Genomic DNA, 18,889 nt, shown 5'->3' with positions numbered 1-18,889 from the left:
GTAGACAAAAATCCTCTGCACATATCTATCCTATAAAAATGCACAGCTTCTTCGTCATAAACACACTGTTCGGATCTTCAACATAGTCAGCAAACGGTTCACAGTACTGAAAACCAAAGCTTTCATACAATTTTCTTGCCGGCTCAAATGAGGCCATTGAACCCGTTTCTAAGCTTACCCGCTCATAGCCTCGCTTCCTAGCTTCACTCAGGATGTGCTTGAGAACTTGTTTGGCAACGCCTTTTCTTAAATGGGATGCAGCGGTCCGCATCGACTTGATTTCTCCATGCCTGCTGTCCAGTTCTTTAAGCGCTCCGCAGCCGGCTAGTTCGTTGCCCTCCCATGCGCTCCAAAATGTCATTTCAGGCCCTTTCAGCCTTTCTGCATCTAGAGCATGGATGCTTTCTGGCGGGGACATGAGTGTCATGCTATGTAAATGCTCATTCACCAATGAAATCACTTCGTGTTCAGTTACATCATCTATTTTTATAAGCAATTCTATTCCTCCTCAAAAATTCGCAGGTTTTCAGAACATAACTGATTTCATCATATGCATATTCCGTCCTTATTCCAAATAGAAAGACAGAAAATCTGCCGGTATGAAACGTGTTTGGCATGATTTGTTTTGTATCAGGCATTTCAAAGAAAAAAAGAGGCCGAAAACAATGTTCGGCCTTACTATCGAAACCCTACGTGAGCGCCAGGTGCTCCGCTGAATCCGACGGCGTGCGTCGCCGGGAAACCGAAACCGACCCCATGGCCGCTATAGCCAGCCCCAGCAAATTGTTGTCCGTAAAATCCTGATGCATATGGGAATGAAGAGTACATCGCAGATGGAGTGCTCATGGGACTGTATGACTGGCTGTACGGCTGTCCGTAGCCATCGTTTCCAAATGGCTGCTGATAATAGGCAGGAGCTGCCGGATAATATGGCTGAGGCAAGCTGGGAAAGCCCAAGGGAATCCCTTGCATATCAGCTAATGATTTATTCATCGTATCACCTTTTCTTTGCAAGATACCATCAATGTATGCCGGGGGAATAATGGAAGTGCCTATCCGACCTTCCATACCTATAATCTTGTCGAGACGATAACACGTTATATTTTATGACATGTTTCTATCGGATTGGGATAGTCTGTTGTATTATTGATAGATTAATAAAAAAATTATAAAAACTTTTAACATTTACAATTCCTTATACACCAATAATGAAAGCGTATACAATATAGATTGATTAATCAAAATTGTCTAATAATTTTAAAAAATGCTGTTGACACTGCGTCCAAAGCGGCGTAATATGAGTTCAACAAAAGATAAACGCAAGCTTCACAAGCAAAAAAGATCGCAATATGATTCTGAAAAATGAAAAAACAAACGACCTTCTTCAACAGCTGAAAAAGCTGTTCGGGGGCTGAATATGAAAAGCGCAGATGAGGATAAGTAGCCTTGATAAAGCTTTCCACAGAGAACCGGGGTAGCTGAGAACCGGCGAAGCTTTACAAGGTGAACTCGCCTCAGAGTGCCAGTCTGAAACCATAGTAGGACTTGGCCGGGTGAACTTGATTCACTCGTTATTAAAGCGGATAGAAATATCCATGAGACGGCTGATTCAATAGGCCGTAAACAAGGGTGGTACCGCGGAAAGAAGAGCCTTTTCGCCCCTTTTAGCTATCGCATCACTGCGCGGCTGATTGTGGGTGGAAAGGCTCTTTTTATTGAATAGTCAGCTATCAAACTAATAAAACGATCTTTAGAGGATGAAAATCCAAAAGGAGGAACTGAAAATGGGGACTAATGTACAGGTGGATTCAGCATCTGCCAAATGTACACAGACGATGAGCGGAGCATTAATGCTGATTGAATCATTAAAAAAAGAGAAAGTAGAAATGATTTTCGGTTACCCGGGCGGGGCTGTGCTTCCGATCTACGATAAGCTTTATCATTCAGGGATGGTACATATCCTTCCCCGTCACGAACAAGGTGCGATTCATGCAGCGGAAGGATACGCAAGAGTCTCTGGAAAACCGGGCGTCGTCATTGCCACGTCTGGCCCGGGAGCGACAAACCTCGTTACAGGCCTTGCGGATGCCATGATTGATTCATTGCCACTAGTCGTCTTTACAGGGCAGGTAGCCACATCCGTTATCGGAAGTGATGCATTTCAGGAAGCGGATATTTTAGGAATTACGATGCCGGTGACAAAACACAGCTATCAGGTACGCCAGCCTGAAGATCTGCCGCGCATCATTAAAGAGGCATTCCATATTGCAACAACTGGAAGACCTGGGCCTGTACTGATTGATATTCCAAAAGATATCGCAACAATTGAAGGAGAATTCAGCTACGATCATGAAATGAATCTCCCGGGATACCAGCCGACAATAGAGCCGAATTATTTGCAGATCCGCAAGCTTGTCGAAGCGGTAAGCAGCGCCAAAAAACCGGTGATTCTGGCGGGTGCGGGCGTACTGCACGGTAAAGCGTCAGAAGAATTAAAAAATTATGTGGAACAGCAGCAAATCCCTGTGGCACACACCCTTTTGGGGCTCGGAGGCTTCCCGGCCGACCATCCGCTTTTTCTGGGGATGGCGGGAATGCACGGCACGTATACAGCCAACATGGCCCTTCATGATTGTGACCTTTTAATCAGTATCGGCGCCCGTTTTGATGACCGTGTCACAGGAAACCTGAAGCACTTTGCAAGAAACGCAAAGATTGCCCATATCGATATTGATCCGGCTGAAATCGGAAAAATCATGAAAACGCAGATTCCTGTCGTCGGAGACAGCAAAATTGTCCTGCAGGAGCTGATCAAACAAGACGGAAGACAAAGCGATTCAGGCGAATGGAAAAAACAGCTCGCCAAATGGAAAGAAGAGTACCCGCTCTGGTATGTAGATCATGAAGAAGACGGCTTTAAACCTCAGAAATTGATTGAATATATTCATCAATTTACAAAGGGCGAGGCCATTGTCGCCACGGATGTCGGCCAGCATCAAATGTGGTCAGCGCAATTTTATCCATTCCAACAAGCAGATAAATGGGTCACATCAGGCGGGCTTGGAACGATGGGATTCGGCCTTCCGGCAGCAATTGGCGCACAGCTGGCTGATAAAGAGGCTACTGTAGTGGCGGTTCTTGGGGACGGCGGTTTTCAAATGACGCTTCAAGAACTCGATGTCATTCGCGAATTAAATCTGCCAGTCAAAGTTATCATCTTAAATAACGCTTGTCTCGGAATGGTCAGACAGTGGCAGGAAATTTTTTATGAAGAACGCTATTCAGAATCTAAATTTGCTTCTCAGCCTGATTTCGTCAAATTGTCAGAAGCCTACGGCATTAAAGGCATCAGAATTTCATCAGATGCGGAAGCGAAAGAAAAGCTGGAAGAGGCATTGACATCAAAAGAACCGGTTGTCATTGACGTACGGGTTGCAAGAGAAGAAAAAGTGTTCCCGATGGTGGCTCCGGGGAAAGGGCTGCATGAAATGGTGGGGGTGAAACCTTGAAAAGAATTATCACATTGACTGTGGTGAACCGTTCCGGCGTATTAAACCGGATCACCGGTCTATTTACCAAAAGACATTACAACATTGAAAGCATTACGGTTGGCCACACAGAAACAACCGGCGTTTCCAGAATCACCTTTGTCGTTCACGTTGATGGAGAAAATGATGTTGAACAGCTGACAAAACAGCTCAACAAACAGATTGATGTACTAAAAGTCACAGACATCACGAATCAATCGATTGTTCAGAGGGAGCTGGCCTTAATCAAGGTCGTTTCCGCACCGTCAACGAGATCAGAGATTAATGGAATGATTGAACCGTTCAGAGCCTCTGTCGTTGATGTCAGCAGAGACAGCATCGTTGTTCAGGTGACAGGCGAATCTAACAAAATTGAAGCGCTTATTGAATTGTTAAAACCTTATGGCATTAAAGAAATCGCTAGAACAGGTACAACGGCTTTTGCGAGGGGAACCCAGCAAAAGGCGTCATCCAATAAAACAATATCTATTGTATAAAACATAACAAGGGAGAGATTGAAATGGTAAAAGTATATTATAACGGTGATATCAAAGAGAACGTATTGGCTGGGAAAACAGTAGCGGTTATCGGATACGGTTCACAAGGCCACGCACATGCCCTGAACCTTAAAGAAAGCGGAGTTGACGTGATCGTCGGTGTTAGACAAGGAAAATCTTTCACACAGGCCCAAGAAGACGGACATAAAGTATTTACAGTAAAAGAAGCGGCAGCCCAAGCGGAAATCATCATGGTGCTGCTTCCGGATGAACAGCAGCAAAAAGTTTACGAAGCTGAAATTAAAGAGGAATTGACAGCTGGAAAATCATTGGTGTTCGCTCACGGATTTAACGTTCATTTCCATCAAATCGTTCCGCCAGCGGATGTAGATGTATTCTTGGTAGCGCCTAAAGGTCCAGGACACTTGGTCAGAAGAACATATGAGCAAGGAGCTGGCGTACCGGCATTGTTCGCGATTTACCAAGATGTGACTGGAGAAGCAAGAGACAAAGCCCTTGCGTATGCAAAAGGAATCGGCGGCGCGAGAGCTGGCGTTTTGGAAACGACATTTAAAGAAGAAACAGAAACCGATTTATTCGGTGAGCAAGCAGTTCTTTGCGGCGGATTAAGCGCGCTTGTAAAAGCTGGATTTGAAACCTTAACTGAAGCAGGTTACCAGCCTGAACTTGCATACTTCGAGTGTCTTCACGAGCTGAAACTAATCGTAGACCTTATGTATGAAGAAGGGCTTGCGGGCATGAGATATTCAATCTCTGACACAGCACAGTGGGGAGATTTCGTATCAGGACCGCGCGTTGTTGATGCTCAAGTAAAAGAATCGATGAAAGAAGTATTAAAAGATATCCAAAACGGTACATTCGCAAAAGAGTGGATCGTCGAAAACCAAGTAAACCGTCCTCGTTTCAACGCTATCAACGCGAGCGAAAACGAACATCAAATCGAGGTGGTGGGAAGAAAGCTTCGTGAAATGATGCCGTTTGTGAAACAAGGCAAGAAGAAGGAAGCGGTGGTCTCCGTTGCGCAAAATTAATGTTTTCGATACGACGCTTCGTGATGGTGAACAGTCCCCTGGCGTGAACTTAAATACACAGGAGAAACTTGCCATAGCAAAGCAGCTCGAAAGACTCGGGGCAGATATCATTGAAGCGGGGTTTCCCGCTTCGTCCCGAGGTGACTTTTTAGCTGTTCAGGAAATCGCAAGAACCATTAAAAATGGCTCGGTGACTGGTCTTGCCCGCTGTGTAAAGGGTGATATTGATGCTGCTTGGGAAGCGTTAAAAGATGGTGCTTACCCGAGAATTCACGTGTTTATTGCCACATCGGACATTCATTTGAAACACAAGCTGAACATGACTCGCGAGCAAGTGATAGAAAGAGCCGTTGAAATGGTGAAATACGCAAAAGAGCGTTTTCCGGTTGTGCAATGGTCAGCTGAAGATGCCTGCCGCACTGAACTGCCGTTTTTAGCGGAAATCGTCGAGAAAGTCATTGACGCTGGCGCCAGTGTGATCAATCTTCCGGATACAGTCGGCTACCTGACTCCAGCAGAATACGGAAATATCTTTAAATATATGAAGGAAAACGTTTCGAACATTCATCAAGCAAAGCTTTCAGCCCACTGTCACGATGATTTGGGAATGGCAGTCGCAAACTCTCTTGCTGCGATTGAAAGTGGCGCTGATCAAATCGAATGTGCTGTCAACGGGATCGGTGAAAGAGCCGGTAACGCCGCATTAGAAGAAATTGCCGTTGCCCTTCATATCAGAAAAGATTTTTATCAAGTTGAAACAGGCATTACAATGAACGAAATTAAGCGAACAAGCGATTTGGTAAGCAAGCTGACAGGTATGGCTGTTCCGCGCAATAAAGCGGTTGTGGGCGATAATGCATTTGCACATGAATCAGGCATCCATCAGGATGGCTTCTTAAAAGAAAAATCGACTTATGAAATTATTTCACCGGAGCTTGTTGGTGTAACAGCGGATGCGCTTGTCCTGGGTAAACATTCCGGACGCCACGCATTTAAAGACCGTCTGACTGCTTTAGGGTTCCAATTTGACAGTGAAGAGATTAATAAATTCTTTACGATGTTCAAAGAGTTGACTGAGAAGAAAAAAGAAATCACTGATGAGGATCTTGTTTCTCTTATTTTAGAAGAAAAAGTAACAGACCGCAAGATTGGGTATGAATTTCTTTCTCTGCAAGTGCATTACGGAACAAGTCAGGTTCCTACGGCAACCCTTTCTTTGAAAAATCAAGAAAACGCAGAGCTTATTCAGGAAGCGGCAACTGGAGCCGGAAGCGTGGAAGCGATCTACAACACGCTTGAGCGCTGCATCGATAAAGATGTGGAGCTCTTGGACTACCGCATTCAGTCTAACAGAAAAGGCGAAGACGCATTTGCCCAGGTGTATGTAAGAGTAGTAGTGAATGGAAAAGAATCAGCAGGGCGGGGCATAGCGCAAGACGTGTTAGAAGCTTCAGCGAAAGCCTATCTGAACGCAGTCAACCGTCAATTGGTTTTCCAGTCGAATATGAGCGGACTTAAAAACCATACAGCTGTCGGGTCATAAAAGAAAGGAGAACGGTTAACTTGAAGAAACGTATTGCTCTATTGCCTGGTGACGGGATCGGCCCTGAAGTATTAGAATCAGCGACAGACGTCCTGAAAAGTGTTGCCGAACGCTTTCATCATGAATTCCAATTTGAATCTGGCCTAATTGGAGGGGCGGCGATTGATGAACATAACAACCCCCTCCCGGAGGAAACCGTTGCGGTTTGCAAAAACGCGGACGCGATATTGCTCGGCGCTGTCGGCGGACCGAACTGGGATCAAAATCCATCAGAGCTCAGACCGGAAAAAGGGCTGCTTAGCATCAGAAAACAGCTTGATTTGTTTGCGAATTTGCGGCCTGTGAAGGTGTTTGAGAGCCTTTCCGACGCTTCACCTTTGAAAAAAGAATATATAGATCACGTTGATTTCGTTATCGTCCGTGAGCTGACAGGCGGCTTGTATTTCGGCCAGCCGAGCAAGCGCTATGTAAACACGGAAGGTGAGCAGGAAGCTGTAGACACACTGTTTTATAAGCGGACGGAAATTGAACGCGTGATCAGAGAGGGCTTCAAAATGGCCGCAGCCAGAAAAGGCAAGGTAACCTCTGTTGATAAAGCGAACGTTCTTGAATCAAGCAGACTGTGGCGTGAAGTGGCTGAGGACGTTGCAAAAGACTTTCCTGATGTGAAGCTGGAGCACATGCTTGTGGATAACGCAGCTATGCAGCTGATTTATGCACCGAATCAATTTGATGTCGTGGTGACTGAAAACATGTTCGGCGACATTTTAAGCGATGAAGCCTCCATGCTTACAGGCTCACTCGGAATGCTCCCGTCAGCCAGCCTATCAAGCTCAGGTCTCCATCTGTTTGAGCCTGTTCATGGCTCCGCGCCTGACATAGCCGGAAAAGGGATGGCAAATCCGTTCGCAGCCATATTGTCAGCGGCAATGCTTTTGAGAACATCTTTCGGGCTTGAAAAGGAAGCGAAAGCTGTAGAAGATGCAGTTAACAAAGTCTTAACTTCCGGAAAAAGAACAAGAGACTTGGCACGAGGCGAAGAGTTCAGCGGCACTCAGGCCATTACAGAGGAAGTTAAGGCAGCAATAATGAGTAAAAAAACAATTTCTAATGTGTGACAGCTTACGTGAAGCGGTCTTAGTTCATAGGTAGAGGGAGGAAATAAAAGTGATGCCTCGAACAATCATCGAAAAGATTTGGGATCAGCATATTGTGAAACATGGTGAGGGAAAACCGGATCTTCTCTATATTGATTTGCATCTTATTCATGAGGTGACGTCTCCGCAGGCTTTTGAAGGGTTGAGACAAAAGGGAAGAAAGGTCAGAAGACCCCAAAACACATTTGCGACAATGGACCACAACATCCCGACCGTCAATCGATTTGAGATAAAGGATGAAGTGGCGAAACGCCAAGTGACGGCGCTTGAACGAAACTGTGAAGAATTTGGCGTGCGCCTTGCCGATCTTCACAGTGTGGATCAAGGGATTGTCCATGTTGTCGGTCCTGAACTTGGTTTGACTCTTCCAGGGAAAACGATCGTATGCGGCGACAGCCATACATCAACCCATGGCGCATTCGGCGCCCTTGCATTCGGAATCGGGACGAGTGAAGTTGAGCATGTCCTTTCGACACAGACACTTTGGCAACAGCGTCCGAAAACACTTGAAGTGCGCGTAGACGGAACGCTTCAAAAAGGGGTAACGGCAAAGGATGTCATTCTTGCTGTCATCGGCAAATACGGAGTGAAATTCGGCACTGGCTACGTCATTGAATACACTGGGGAAGTATTCAGAAATATGACGATGGATGAACGGATGACTGTTTGTAACATGTCAATTGAAGCAGGGGCTAGAGCAGGTTTAATTGCGCCTGACGAGGTAACATTTGAATATTGCCAAAACCGCAAGTACACGCCAAAAGGCGAAGAATTTGATAAAGCCGTAGAGGAATGGAAGGCGCTGCGCACAGATCCAGGCGCTGTGTACGATAAATCTATTGTCCTTGACGGCAACGACATTTCTCCGATGGTGACATGGGGCATCAACCCGGGAATGGTTCTTCCTGTCGATTCCGAAGTTCCTGCGCCGGAGAGCTTTTCCGCAGAAGATGACAAAAAAGAAGCGATTCGCGCTTATGAATATATGGGGCTGAGTCCTCTTCAGAAAATTGAAGACATCAAAGTGGAGCACGTATTTATTGGTTCCTGCACAAATTCCCGCATGACTGACCTTCGCCAGGCAGCTGATATGATCAAAGGGAAGAAGGTAGCTGCCAGCGTAAGAGCCATTGTCGTTCCCGGATCTCAAAGCGTGAAGCTTCAGGCTGAAAAAGAAGGGCTTGACCACATTTTCTTGGAAGCTGGATTTGAATGGAGAGAGTCAGGCTGCAGCATGTGTTTAAGCATGAATAATGACGTTGTTCCTGAAGGAGAGCGCTGTGCGTCAACCTCTAACCGCAACTTCGAAGGCAGACAAGGAAAAGGTGCAAGAACACATCTCGTCAGTCCGGCAATGGCTGCGATGGCTGCCATTCACGGACACTTCGTTGATGTCAGAAAGTTTTATCAGGAAAAAACAGTTGTGTAAGGAGTGCGCGAGATGGAACCTTTGAAAACACATACGGGGAAAGCGGCCGTATTAAATCGAATCAATGTTGACACAGACCAGATTATTCCGAAACAATTTTTGAAGAGAATTGAAAGAACAGGCTACGGCCGTTTTGCATTCTTTGATTGGAGATATGATGAGAAAGGTGAACCGAACCCTGAATTTGAATTAAACCAGCCTGCTTATCAAGGGGCTTCCATCTTAATAGCAGGGGAGAACTTCGGGTGCGGGTCATCGCGTGAACACGCTCCATGGGCGCTTGATGATTATGGGTTTAAAATTATTATCGCGCCGTCATTTGCCGATATTTTCCACCAGAACTGCTTTAAGAACGGCATGCTGCCGATTCGCATGCCATATGACAATTGGAGAACGCTTGTCGGGCAGTATGAAAACCAGTCATTGCAAATGACTGTCGACCTTGAAAATCAGCTTATTCATGACAGTGAAGGCAATCAAATTTCTTTTGAAGTTGATCAGCACTGGAAAGAGATGCTTATCAACGGCTATGATGAAATTTCATTAACGCTTTTGCTTGAAGATGAGATCAAGCAATTTGAAGCACAAAGAAGCTCTTGGCTTCAAGCCTGAAAAAGCCGCCGGCATTTGTCGGGCGGCTTTTTTCGCCTGGTGAAACCTTTCATTCCTTGTTTTTGTTCGCAGGTGTTGATACACTTGAACAAAATAAATGCCTGAAAGGAATATAGGTATGACGCATGACAAGAAGAACGCAAAAATTATTCCTTTTCCTCATCTGAAAGACCGTCTTGTGGAAAAAGGGATGTCATCACTGAAGGAAAAAAAGTATCAAGAAGCGCTTGATTTGTTTTCAGAAGCGATGAAATATGACGATACTGAATCCGATCTTCACTTAGGGATGGCCATCTGCTTTTTGGAGCTGGGCGAATTGGAAGAGGCAAAAAGCGTCTGCGAGAAGATGCTAAAAGAAGGCTATGGCCATTATTTCACGGTTTTGCAGGTGTACATGACCATCTTAATTCAGCTCAAAAAATACGAAGAAGTCAAAAGCACGATTGAAGCTGTTTTGGATGAAAACCAGCTGCCTGCGGAAAGCGCCGAGCAATTTTATAAGCTGCTTGATTTCAGCCGTAAAATGACCGATCCGGAACGTGAGGATGAGGCTTGGACCGAGGAATATGAGGATACCATTGATACGGAGAAAGTGCTGGCAAGCCCTGAGGAGCAAATGAATTTAATTCATTCCTTAAAAGACCGGAATGTAGCGAAGTATACAGGTCTGCTCAAAACACTCCTTCAAGACCCCTCGGCTCACCCGATTATCAAAACAATGATCGTCATGCTGCTTGCTGAGCACGAGTATAGCAAACCCGTGCACATTACTAAATTTGGCGAGTCGCTGACCATTGAACCGTCTGAGATTGTCCCGCCTGATGCCGCTCCGATTTTACACCGTGTTCTCCGTGTGCTGGATGAGACGCTTGGAAATGAAAATCCGACCTTGTATGCGGCAGTGGAAGAACTGTGGAGAAGACATATGTACGTTTTATATCCGTTCCAGCCGAAATTGCTGTCGGCTGACCTTTGGGCGGCTGCCCTGCATAAAGTCGGTTATGAGATGCACGGGATTGAAATAGAAAGAGAAGAACTTCATATGATGTATGAGTTTACCGACAGAGAACTTGATGAAGCATGCACCATGATAAAAGATATTGAAGAAATTTCTTATTTGTAAATCGCGCCATATAGTTGAAAGCGCTAAGTGTTATGTTATAATATAATGGTTGTATTTGTGTATAACGGGTTATAAGAAATACGGTTGGACAGGCTTTGCAGTTCATTATTCACATCTATACATAATGATTCTGATCTTTGGCAGCTTTGTTTTTGTTGGACGAAGCCGAATGATTGCTTTAGAATGGAAGACCGACACAACCTGAATAGATTTTTGGAGGGAAACACATGTCTGTAAAATGGGAAAAACAAGAAGGCAACGAAGGCGTTTTAACGGTTGAAGTTGATGCTGAAACGTTTAAAACAGCACTTGATGATGCATTTAAAAAAGTAGTAAAACAAGTTTCAATTCCTGGATTCCGTAAAGGTAAAATTCCTCGCGGATTATTCGAACAGCGTTTTGGCGTAGAAGCTCTTTACCAAGATGCTTTGGATATTCTTCTTCCTGTAGAATACCCTAAAGCGGTTGAAGAAGCTGGAATCGAGCCTGTAGACCGTCCTGAAATCGATGTTGAGAAAATCGAAAAAGGCGAAAGCTTAATCTTCACTGCGAAAGTAACAGTGAAACCCGAAGTGAAGCTTGGCGAATACAAAGGCCTGGGCGTTGAAAAAGACGATGCAACTGTAACTGACGAAGATGTTCAAAACGAACTAAAAGCGCTTCAAGAGCGTCAAGCGGAGCTTGTTGTCAAAGAAGAAGGCGCTGTTGAAGAAGGAAACACAGTTGTTCTGGATTTCGAAGGATTCGTTGATGGCGAAGCATTCGAAGGCGGACAAGCAGAAAACTACTCTCTTGAAGTTGGTTCTGGTTCATTCATCCCTGGCTTCGAAGAGCAGCTAATCGGTCTTGAAGCTGGTGCTGAGAAGGATGTTGAAGTGACATTCCCTGAAGAGTACCACGCTGAAGAGCTTGCTGGCAAACCAGCTGTGTTCAAAGTGAAAATTCACGAAATCAAAGCGAAAGAGCTTCCTGAACTTGATGATGAATTCGCAAAAGATATCGATGAAGAAGTGGAAACACTCGCTGAATTAACTGAGAAAACAAAGAAACGTTTAGAAGAAGCAAAAGAAAACGAAGCTGACGCTAAATTGCGTGAAGAGCTTGTTCTGAAAGCTTCTGAAAATGCTGAAATCGATGTACCGCAAGCAATGGTCGACACTGAGCTTGACCGCATGCTGAAAGAATTCGAACAGCGTCTGCAAATGCAAGGCATGAACCTTGAGCTTTACACTCAATTCTCCGGCCAAGATGAGGCTGCGTTAAAAGAGCAAATGAAAGAAGATGCTGAAAAACGCGTTAAATCTAACCTGACTCTTGAAGGAATTGCGAAAGCGGAAAACCTTGAAGTATCTGATGAGGAAGTTGATGCTGAGCTTTCTAAAATGGCTGAAGCATACAACATGCCTGTTGAAAATATTAAACAAGCCATCGGTTCTACTGACGCGATGAAAGAAGATTTAAAAGTTCGCAAAGCGATTGATTTTCTTGTAGAAAACCGTTAATATGGTGCATAATAATAGTAAGAATAAAACAGGGCGCGAATGATTCGTGCCTTGTTTTGTACAATTATGATATATCTCTTTTTCTTGGGGCAAGATAGTTAATGCAGGGCTGTTTTTTGTCATACATATAGAATGTGCAAGTCAGAAACACATTGTTACCGTCTTTTTGGAAAGTATGGTAAAATGCAATACATACTCGTTCGTTTCAAGTATCATTTTCTTTTGCTCTGCCGGTAAAAGAAAAAGTGAGACAAGATTAAGGGGTGAAAGAATGTTTAAATTTAACGAGGAAAAAGGACAATTAAAATGCTCGTTTTGTGGAAAAACACAAGATCAGGTTCGTAAGCTTGTAGCCGGACCTGGTGTATATATATGTGACGAATGTATCGAACTCTGCACTGAAATTGTGGAGGAAGAACTCGGAACAGAGGAAGAAGTAGAATTTAAAGACGTACCAAAGCCTCAGGAAATCCGCGAAATTCTGAATGAATATGTCATCGGCCAGGATCAAGCGAAGAAATCACTCGCTGTTGCTGTGTATAACCACTATAAGCGCATTAACTCCAACAGCAAAGTGGATGATGTTGAGCTTTCAAAAAGTAATATTTCATTAATCGGTCCTACAGGAAGCGGTAAGACCCTTCTGGCGCAAACATTGGCCCGCATTTTAAATGTGCCGTTTGCGATTGCGGACGCTACGTCTCTGACTGAAGCTGGATACGTGGGTGAAGATGTAGAAAATATTCTTTTGAAGCTCATCCAAGCTGCTGATTATGATGTGGAAAAAGCTGAAAAAGGCATTATTTATATTGATGAAATTGATAAAGTGGCAAGAAAATCAGAAAACCCGTCTATTACACGTGACGTGTCAGGTGAAGGTGTACAGCAGGCGCTGCTTAAAATTCTTGAGGGTACAGTGGCAAGCGTGCCGCCTCAAGGAGGACGTAAGCATCCTCATCAAGAATTCATTCAAATTGACACAACAAACATTTTGTTCATTTGCGGCGGTGCTTTCGATGGTATCGAACAAATCATCAAACGCCGCTTAGGCCAAAAAGTCATTGGATTCGGCGGAGAGAATAAAGCTGCTGATCTTGAGAAAGAGGATCTTCTTTCAAAAGTGCTTCCTGAAGACTTGCTTCGCTTCGGGTTAATCCCTGAATTTATCGGACGTCTTCCGGTTATTGCAAGTCTTGAAAAACTTGACGAGGAAGCGTTGGTTGCGATTTTAACAAAACCGAAAAACGCCCTTGTGAAGCAATTCAAGAAAATGCTTGAGCTTGACAATGTTGAGCTTGAGTTTGAAGAAGGCGCTCTTTCTGAAATTGCTAAAAAAGCAATTGAACGCAAGACTGGCGCTCGCGGACTTCGTTCTATCATTGAAGGCATCATGCTTGATGTGATGTTTGATCTGCCTTCTCGTGATGACATTGAAAAATGTGTGATTACAGGAGCGACGGTGACACATGGAGAGCCTCCTCGCCTCTTATTAAAAGACGGCACTGAGGTAAACCAAGACAAAACATCTGCATAATGATAAGCACAAACCTCCTGAGTGGTGACATTCAGGAGGTTTTTTGTCGTGCAAACTCTTCCGGAAAAACGTTTATTCCCGTCTCCTGTGGGAGATACTAGCATTCAGAGGAATGAATTGGATACATAAATTGTTTTTCAGGAGGGACCATCATGAGTTGGACAGGGATCGCGTTATTTATTCAGCTGTTTTTTGGGATTATCATTGGTTTGTATTTTTGGAATTTGCTTAAAAATCAAAGGACACAAAAGGTCACGATAGATAAGGAATCAAAGAAGGAAATGGAGCAGCTTCGGAAAATGCGCGCTATCAGCTTGTCCGAACCATTATCTGAAAAAGTCCGCCCCAAAAGCTTTCAAGATATCGTTGGACAGGAAGACGGCATTAAAGCATTAAAGGCCGCTTTGTGCGGGCCGAATCCTCAGCATGTCATTGTCTATGGACCTCCGGGTGTCGGTAAAACTGCTGCTGCACGGCTTGTGTTAGAAGAAGCGAAAAAACATACACAATCGCCGTTTAAAGAGCAAGCTGTTTTTGTGGAACTCGATGCGACAACAGCACGATTTGATGAAAGAGGAATTGCCGATCCGCTCATCGGCTCTGTCCATGATCCTATATACCAAGGGGCAGGAGCGATGGGACAGGCGGGGATTCCGCAGCCGAAGCAGGGGGCTGTTACCCATGCTCATGGCGGTGTGCTGTTTATTGATGAAATAGGTGAGCTGCACCCTATTCAAATGAATAAAATGCTGAAGGTGCTTGAGGATAGAAAAGTTTTTTTAGACAGCGCGTATTACAGTGAGGAAAATACACAAATCCCGAATCATATTCACGATATTTTTCAAAATGGGCTGCCGGCTGATTTTCGCCTGATTGGCGCAACGACAAGAATGCCGAATGAAATTCCGCCAGCTATCAGATCCCGCTGTTTAGAGGTGTTTTTCCGTGAGCTTGAAAAGGATGAGCTGAAAACAGTTGCCGAAACAGCAGCGGATAAAATTGAAAAAAACATTTCTGCTGAAGGTCTGGATCTGTTGACGAGCTTTACGCGGAACGGGCGGGAAGCCGTTAACATGATACAAATCGCAGCGGGAATGGCAGTAACAGAGAATCGGAAAGACATTACAATTGAGGATATTGAATGGGTTATTCATTCCAGTCAGCTTACTCCAAAGCACGAGCAGAAAATCGGAGCTGAACCGCAAGTCGGCATCATAAATGGGCTTGCTGTATACGGACCTAACAGCGGGTCGCTTTTGGAAATCGAAGTGAGTGTAAGCCCGGCTCAGGAGAAAGGATCCATTAATATCACAGGGATAGCTGAAGAAGAAAGTATCGGCAGCCAATCAAAATCAATCCGGAGAAAAAGCATGGCAAAGGGGTCGGTCGAAAACGTGTTAACCGTCCTGCGAACAATGGGGATGAAGCCGTCTGATTATGATATTCACGTTAATTTCCCAGGAGGGATCCCGATTGACGGGCCGTCGGCGGGTATCGCGATGGCAGCAGGGATTTTCTCGGCGATTCACAAAATCCCAATTGACAATACCGTAGCCATGACGGGCGAAATCAGCCTGAATGGTCTTGTAAAACCCATTGGAGGCGTGATTCCGAAAATAAAAGCAGCAAAGCAATCCGGGGCGAAAAAAGTGATTATCCCATATGAAAATCAGCAGACGATCTTAAAGAAGATTGATGGAATCACAATTATTGCAGTGAAGACGTTCCAGGAAGTGCTTGATGAAATTTTAGTGAATCCGCCAACAGAACAAAAACCGCTTCATATGCAAATCAATAAAGAATCCGTTTGACCCTATTTCTAAAATAGGGTTTTTTTTATGAAGGACATCTTTTCCTTTTTCATATCAGAAAGAAAGGGTATACTACGAGGAGACTGTATTATAGAAAGTGGAACCATGCCGTTTATTGTACAAGGATGAAAAAGTTGTATTATAATGGTTCATACTAAAGTCACGGAGGTGTCAGTCACATGGCAGAAGAATTAAAACGCAGCATCCCGCTCCTCCCTTTAAGAGGTTTATTAGTGTATCCGACGATGGTTTTACACTTAGATGTAGGACGTGACAAGTCGGTCCAAGCCCTTGAACAGGCAATGATGCATGATCATATGATATTTTTAGCCACTCAGCAGGATATTTCGATAGACGAACCGGGTGAAGACGAGATTTTTACTGTCGGCACCTATACAAAAATTAAGCAAATGCTGAAGCTTCCGAACGGTACGATTCGTGTGTTGGTTGAGGGCCTCAAGCGCGCCCAGATCGTCAAATACAATGAGTATGAGGATTATACGTCGGTCGACATTCAGCTGATTCATGAAGATGATTCTAAAGATACAGAAGACGAAGCATTGATGCGGACTTTGTTAGACCACTTTGATCAGTACATAAAAATTTCTAAAAAAATCTCGGCTGAAACGTACGCTGCTGTTACTGATATCGAAGAGCCAGGGAGAATGGCAGACATCGTTGCTTCTCACCTGCCTCTTAAGCTCAAGGATAAGCAGGATATTTTAGAAACGGCGGAGGTCAAAGACAGACTGAACAAGGTCATTGATTTTATTAATAATGAAAAAGAAGTGCTGGAGATCGAGAAAAAAATCGGCCAGCGCGTCAAACGTTCGATGGAGCGTACGCAAAAGGAATATTACTTGCGTGAACAAATGAAGGCGATTCAAAAAGAGCTTGGGGATAAAGAAGGCAAGACAGGCGAAGTGCAGACGCTGACGGAAAAAATCGAACAAGCGGGCATGCCTGACCATGTAAAGGAAACGGCGCTTAAGGAATTAAACAGATACGAAAAAATTCCGTCAAGTTCCGCGGAAAGCTCCGTGATCCGCAACTATATCGACTGGCTGATCGCTCTCCCGTGGACGGATGAGACTGCTGATAAACTTGATTTGAAAGAGGCAGGGCGTCTCTTGGACGAAGAGCATCACGGACTTGAAAAAGTGAAAGAACGGATCTTGGAATATTTGGCTGTCCAAAAGCTGACAAAATCCCTAAAAGGCCCGATTCTTTGCTTGGCAGGACCTCCAGGTGTCGGGAAAACGTCTTTAGCCAAATCAATTGCAAAAAGCATGGAGCGGAAATTTGTCAGAATCTCACTCGGCGGAGTGCGTGATGAATCAGAGATTCGCGGACACAGACGGACGTATGTCGGAGCAATGCCTGGACGTATTATTCAAGGCATGAAAAAAGCAGGCAAGCTGAATCCGGTATTCTTATTGGACGAGATTGACAAAATGTCATCTGATTTCAGAGGCGACCCGTCATCTGCTATGCTTGAAGTGCTAGATCCAGAGCAAAACAGCACCTTCAGTGATCACTATATTGAAGAAACCTTTGATTTATCAAAAGTGCTGTTTATCGCAACGGCAAACAATTTGGCCACGATCCCGGGGCCGCTCAGAGACAGAATGGAAATCATTAATATTGCGGGTTACACAGAAGTAGAGAAACTTGAAATCGTGAAGGACCACCTGCTGCCGAAGCAAATCAAGGAACACGGGCTTAAGAAAAGCAACCTGCAGCTGCGTGATCAGGCGATACTCGATATCATCCGCTACTACACGAGAGAAGCTGGTGTGAGAAGCCTTGAACGCCAGCTTGCCGCGATTTGCCGGAAGGCGGCCAGAACCATTGTTGCTGAAGGGCGAAAACGGATTACGGTTACTGAAAAGAATCTTCAGGACTTTATCGGAAAGCGCGTTTTCAGATACGGACAAGCTGAAATAGAGGATCAGGTAGGTGTCGTTACAGGGCTTGCTTATACAACCGTCGGCGGAGATACGCTGTCGATTGAAGTATCGCTTTCTCCGGGGAAAGGGAAATTGATTTTGACAGGAAAGCTCGGAGATGTCATGAGAGAGTCTGCTCAGGCCGCGTTCAGCTATGTGCGCTCAAAAACTGAAGAACTTGGCATTGAACCTGACTTTCATGAGAAGTATGATATTCATATACATGTACCTGAAGGTGCGGTGCCTAAAGATGGTCCGTCAGCTGGTATTACGATGGCAACAGCCCTTGTTTCTGCTTTAACGGGACGGGCAGTTTCACGTGAAGTCGGCATGACTGGGGAAATCACGCTTCGCGGGCGCGTGCTGCCAATCGGCGGTTTAAAGGAAAAAGCGCTTGGCGCGCATAGAGCGGGATTAACGACCATTATTGCGCCTAAAGAAAATGAAAAAGACATAGAGGATATTCCGGAAAGCGTCAGAGAGGGCCTGACATTTATATTGGCGTCCCATTTAGACGAAGTGTTGGAACATGCCTTAGTAGGAGAGAAGAAATGAAAGTCACAAAGTCAGAAATCGTGATCAGTGCGGTTAAGCCGGAGCAGTACCCTGATGGGGGGCTTCCGGAAATTGCACTGGCCGGAAGATCGAACGTGGGAAAATCGTCTTTTATCAATTCATTAATCAATCGCAAAAATCTTGCGAGAACATCATCAAAACCGGGAAAAACACAAACGCTGAATTTCTACATTATCAATGATGAGCTGCATTTTGTGGATGTGCCGGGTTACGGTTTTGCCAAAGTGTCAAAGACTGAGCGTGAAGCTTGGGGCAGAATGATTGAAACCTACATCACGTCACGCGAGGAATTGAAAGCAGTGGTGCAGATCGTTGATTTGCGGCATGCGCCGTCTGCTGATGATGTGCAGATGTATGAATTCTTAAAGTATTACGGCATCCCTGTCATTATTATCGCTACAAAGGCGGATAAGATCCCGAAAGGAAAATGGGACAAACACGCAAAAGTTGTCCGCCAGACATTAAATATTGATCCGGAAGACGAGCTGATTCTCTTCTCCTCTGAAACGAAGAAGGGGAAAGACGAAGCTTGGGGAGCGATCAAAAAAATGATAAACCGGTAGAGAATTTTCTCTGC

15 protein-coding genes and 1 other annotated feature are annotated in these 18,889 nt (G+C 44.7%); of the genes, 13 read left to right on the top strand and 2 right to left on the bottom strand.

Annotation, left to right across the window (positions count from 1 at the left end; translation table 11 throughout):
* Positions 1-25: 25 nt before the first annotated feature.
* Together SC79_RS08440 and SC79_RS08435 are read right to left on the bottom strand one after the other, a co-directional pair.
* Entirely contained in the window at positions 26-496 is a 471-nt protein-coding gene (locus tag SC79_RS08440) for a GNAT family N-acetyltransferase (protein WP_039074676.1), read from the bottom strand.
* Between the two features lie 182 nt (positions 497-678).
* Positions 679-993 carry a hypothetical protein gene (locus tag SC79_RS08435; RefSeq protein ID WP_039074752.1) on the bottom strand — a complete coding sequence of 105 codons (315 nt, stop codon included), beginning with the start codon at positions 991-993 and terminating at the stop codon, positions 679-681.
* Positions 994-1,418: 425 nt separating this feature from the next.
* Positions 1,419-1,666, top strand: a binding site (T-box leader).
* Positions 1,667-1,784: 118 nt separating this feature from the next.
* Between SC79_RS08435 and ilvB the strand changes: the two genes are divergently transcribed.
* From ilvB to yihA, 13 genes are all read left to right on the top strand, one after another.
* Positions 1,785-3,509 (top strand): acetolactate synthase large subunit, encoded by a 1,725-nt coding sequence (ilvB, locus tag SC79_RS08430; RefSeq protein ID WP_039074675.1) that lies wholly within the window; start codon positions 1,785-1,787, stop codon positions 3,507-3,509.
* Positions 3,506-4,024 carry an acetolactate synthase small subunit gene (gene ilvN / locus SC79_RS08425; RefSeq protein WP_010330242.1) on the top strand — a complete coding sequence of 173 codons (519 nt, stop codon included), beginning with the start codon at positions 3,506-3,508 and terminating at the stop codon, positions 4,022-4,024. The genes ilvB and ilvN overlap by 4 nt, the downstream gene beginning before the upstream one ends.
* A 23-nt stretch (positions 4,025-4,047) precedes the next feature.
* The gene (ilvC, locus tag SC79_RS08420; protein WP_010330243.1) at positions 4,048-5,076 is read left to right on the top strand and encodes a ketol-acid reductoisomerase; all 1,029 of its coding nucleotides are present in this window, start codon (positions 4,048-4,050) and stop codon (positions 5,074-5,076) included.
* Positions 5,063-6,619: a 2-isopropylmalate synthase gene (locus SC79_RS08415; RefSeq protein ID WP_039074674.1), complete on the top strand. Its 1,557-nt coding sequence runs from the start codon at positions 5,063-5,065 to the stop codon at positions 6,617-6,619. Before ilvC ends, SC79_RS08415 begins: the two co-directional genes overlap by 14 nt.
* Before the next feature lie 20 nt (positions 6,620-6,639).
* Positions 6,640-7,737, top strand: coding sequence for a 3-isopropylmalate dehydrogenase (gene leuB, locus SC79_RS08410; RefSeq protein ID WP_039074673.1), 1,098 nt, complete (start codon positions 6,640-6,642; stop codon positions 7,735-7,737).
* A 49-nt stretch (positions 7,738-7,786) separates the two neighbouring features.
* Complete coding sequence (leuC, locus tag SC79_RS08405) at positions 7,787-9,205, top strand: 3-isopropylmalate dehydratase large subunit (protein ID WP_039074672.1); 1,419 nt, start codon at positions 7,787-7,789, stop codon at positions 9,203-9,205.
* Positions 9,206-9,217: 12 nt separating this feature from the next.
* Positions 9,218-9,817: a 3-isopropylmalate dehydratase small subunit gene (gene leuD / locus SC79_RS08400; protein WP_039074671.1), complete on the top strand. Its 600-nt coding sequence runs from the start codon at positions 9,218-9,220 to the stop codon at positions 9,815-9,817.
* Between the two features lie 118 nt (positions 9,818-9,935).
* Positions 9,936-10,940 carry a DNA damage checkpoint antagonist DdcA gene (gene ddcA, locus SC79_RS08395; RefSeq protein ID WP_039074670.1) on the top strand — a complete coding sequence of 335 codons (1,005 nt, stop codon included), beginning with the start codon at positions 9,936-9,938 and terminating at the stop codon, positions 10,938-10,940.
* 227 nt (positions 10,941-11,167) lie between these two features.
* Entirely contained in the window at positions 11,168-12,442 is a 1,275-nt protein-coding gene (gene tig, locus SC79_RS08390) for a trigger factor (RefSeq protein WP_010330248.1), read from the top strand.
* Between the two features lie 271 nt (positions 12,443-12,713).
* Positions 12,714-13,976, top strand: coding sequence for an ATP-dependent protease ATP-binding subunit ClpX (gene clpX, locus SC79_RS08385; RefSeq protein ID WP_039074669.1), 1,263 nt, complete (start codon positions 12,714-12,716; stop codon positions 13,974-13,976).
* A 152-nt stretch (positions 13,977-14,128) separates the two neighbouring features.
* Entirely contained in the window at positions 14,129-15,787 is a 1,659-nt protein-coding gene (gene lonB / locus SC79_RS08380) for an ATP-dependent protease LonB (RefSeq protein ID WP_039074668.1), read from the top strand.
* Between the two features lie 179 nt (positions 15,788-15,966).
* Positions 15,967-18,291, top strand: a complete 2,325-nt coding sequence (gene lon, locus SC79_RS08375) for an endopeptidase La (protein ID WP_039074667.1) — start codon at positions 15,967-15,969, stop codon at positions 18,289-18,291.
* Positions 18,288-18,875 carry a ribosome biogenesis GTP-binding protein YihA/YsxC gene (gene yihA, locus SC79_RS08370; protein ID WP_010330252.1) on the top strand — a complete coding sequence of 196 codons (588 nt, stop codon included), beginning with the start codon at positions 18,288-18,290 and terminating at the stop codon, positions 18,873-18,875. The genes lon and yihA overlap by 4 nt, the downstream gene beginning before the upstream one ends.
* Positions 18,876-18,889: the final 14 nt, after the last annotated feature.

Origin of the sequence: Bacillus sp. MSP13, assembly GCF_000815295.1 — a bacterium.
Taxonomy (GTDB): domain Bacteria; phylum Bacillota; class Bacilli; order Bacillales; family Bacillaceae; genus Bacillus; species Bacillus vallismortis.
This window is presented reverse-complemented; position numbering and strand designations above follow the sequence as displayed.

Coding starts and splice junctions, on each gene's coding strand:
- lon (WP_039074667.1), top strand. CDS start 15,967: ATGGCAGAAGAATTAAAACGCAGCATCCCGCTCCTCCCTTTAAGAGGT.
- ilvC (WP_010330243.1), top strand. CDS start 4,048: ATGGTAAAAGTATATTATAACGGTGATATCAAAGAGAACGTATTGGCT.
- lonB (WP_039074668.1), top strand. CDS start 14,129: ATGAGTTGGACAGGGATCGCGTTATTTATTCAGCTGTTTTTTGGGATT.
- SC79_RS08435 (WP_039074752.1), bottom strand. CDS start 993: ATGAATAAATCATTAGCTGATATGCAAGGGATTCCCTTGGGCTTTCCC.
- leuD (WP_039074671.1), top strand. CDS start 9,218: ATGGAACCTTTGAAAACACATACGGGGAAAGCGGCCGTATTAAATCGA.
- tig (WP_010330248.1), top strand. CDS start 11,168: ATGTCTGTAAAATGGGAAAAACAAGAAGGCAACGAAGGCGTTTTAACG.
- yihA (WP_010330252.1), top strand. CDS start 18,288: ATGAAAGTCACAAAGTCAGAAATCGTGATCAGTGCGGTTAAGCCGGAG.
- ilvB (WP_039074675.1), top strand. CDS start 1,785: ATGGGGACTAATGTACAGGTGGATTCAGCATCTGCCAAATGTACACAG.
- ddcA (WP_039074670.1), top strand. CDS start 9,936: ATGACGCATGACAAGAAGAACGCAAAAATTATTCCTTTTCCTCATCTG.
- clpX (WP_039074669.1), top strand. CDS start 12,714: ATGTTTAAATTTAACGAGGAAAAAGGACAATTAAAATGCTCGTTTTGT.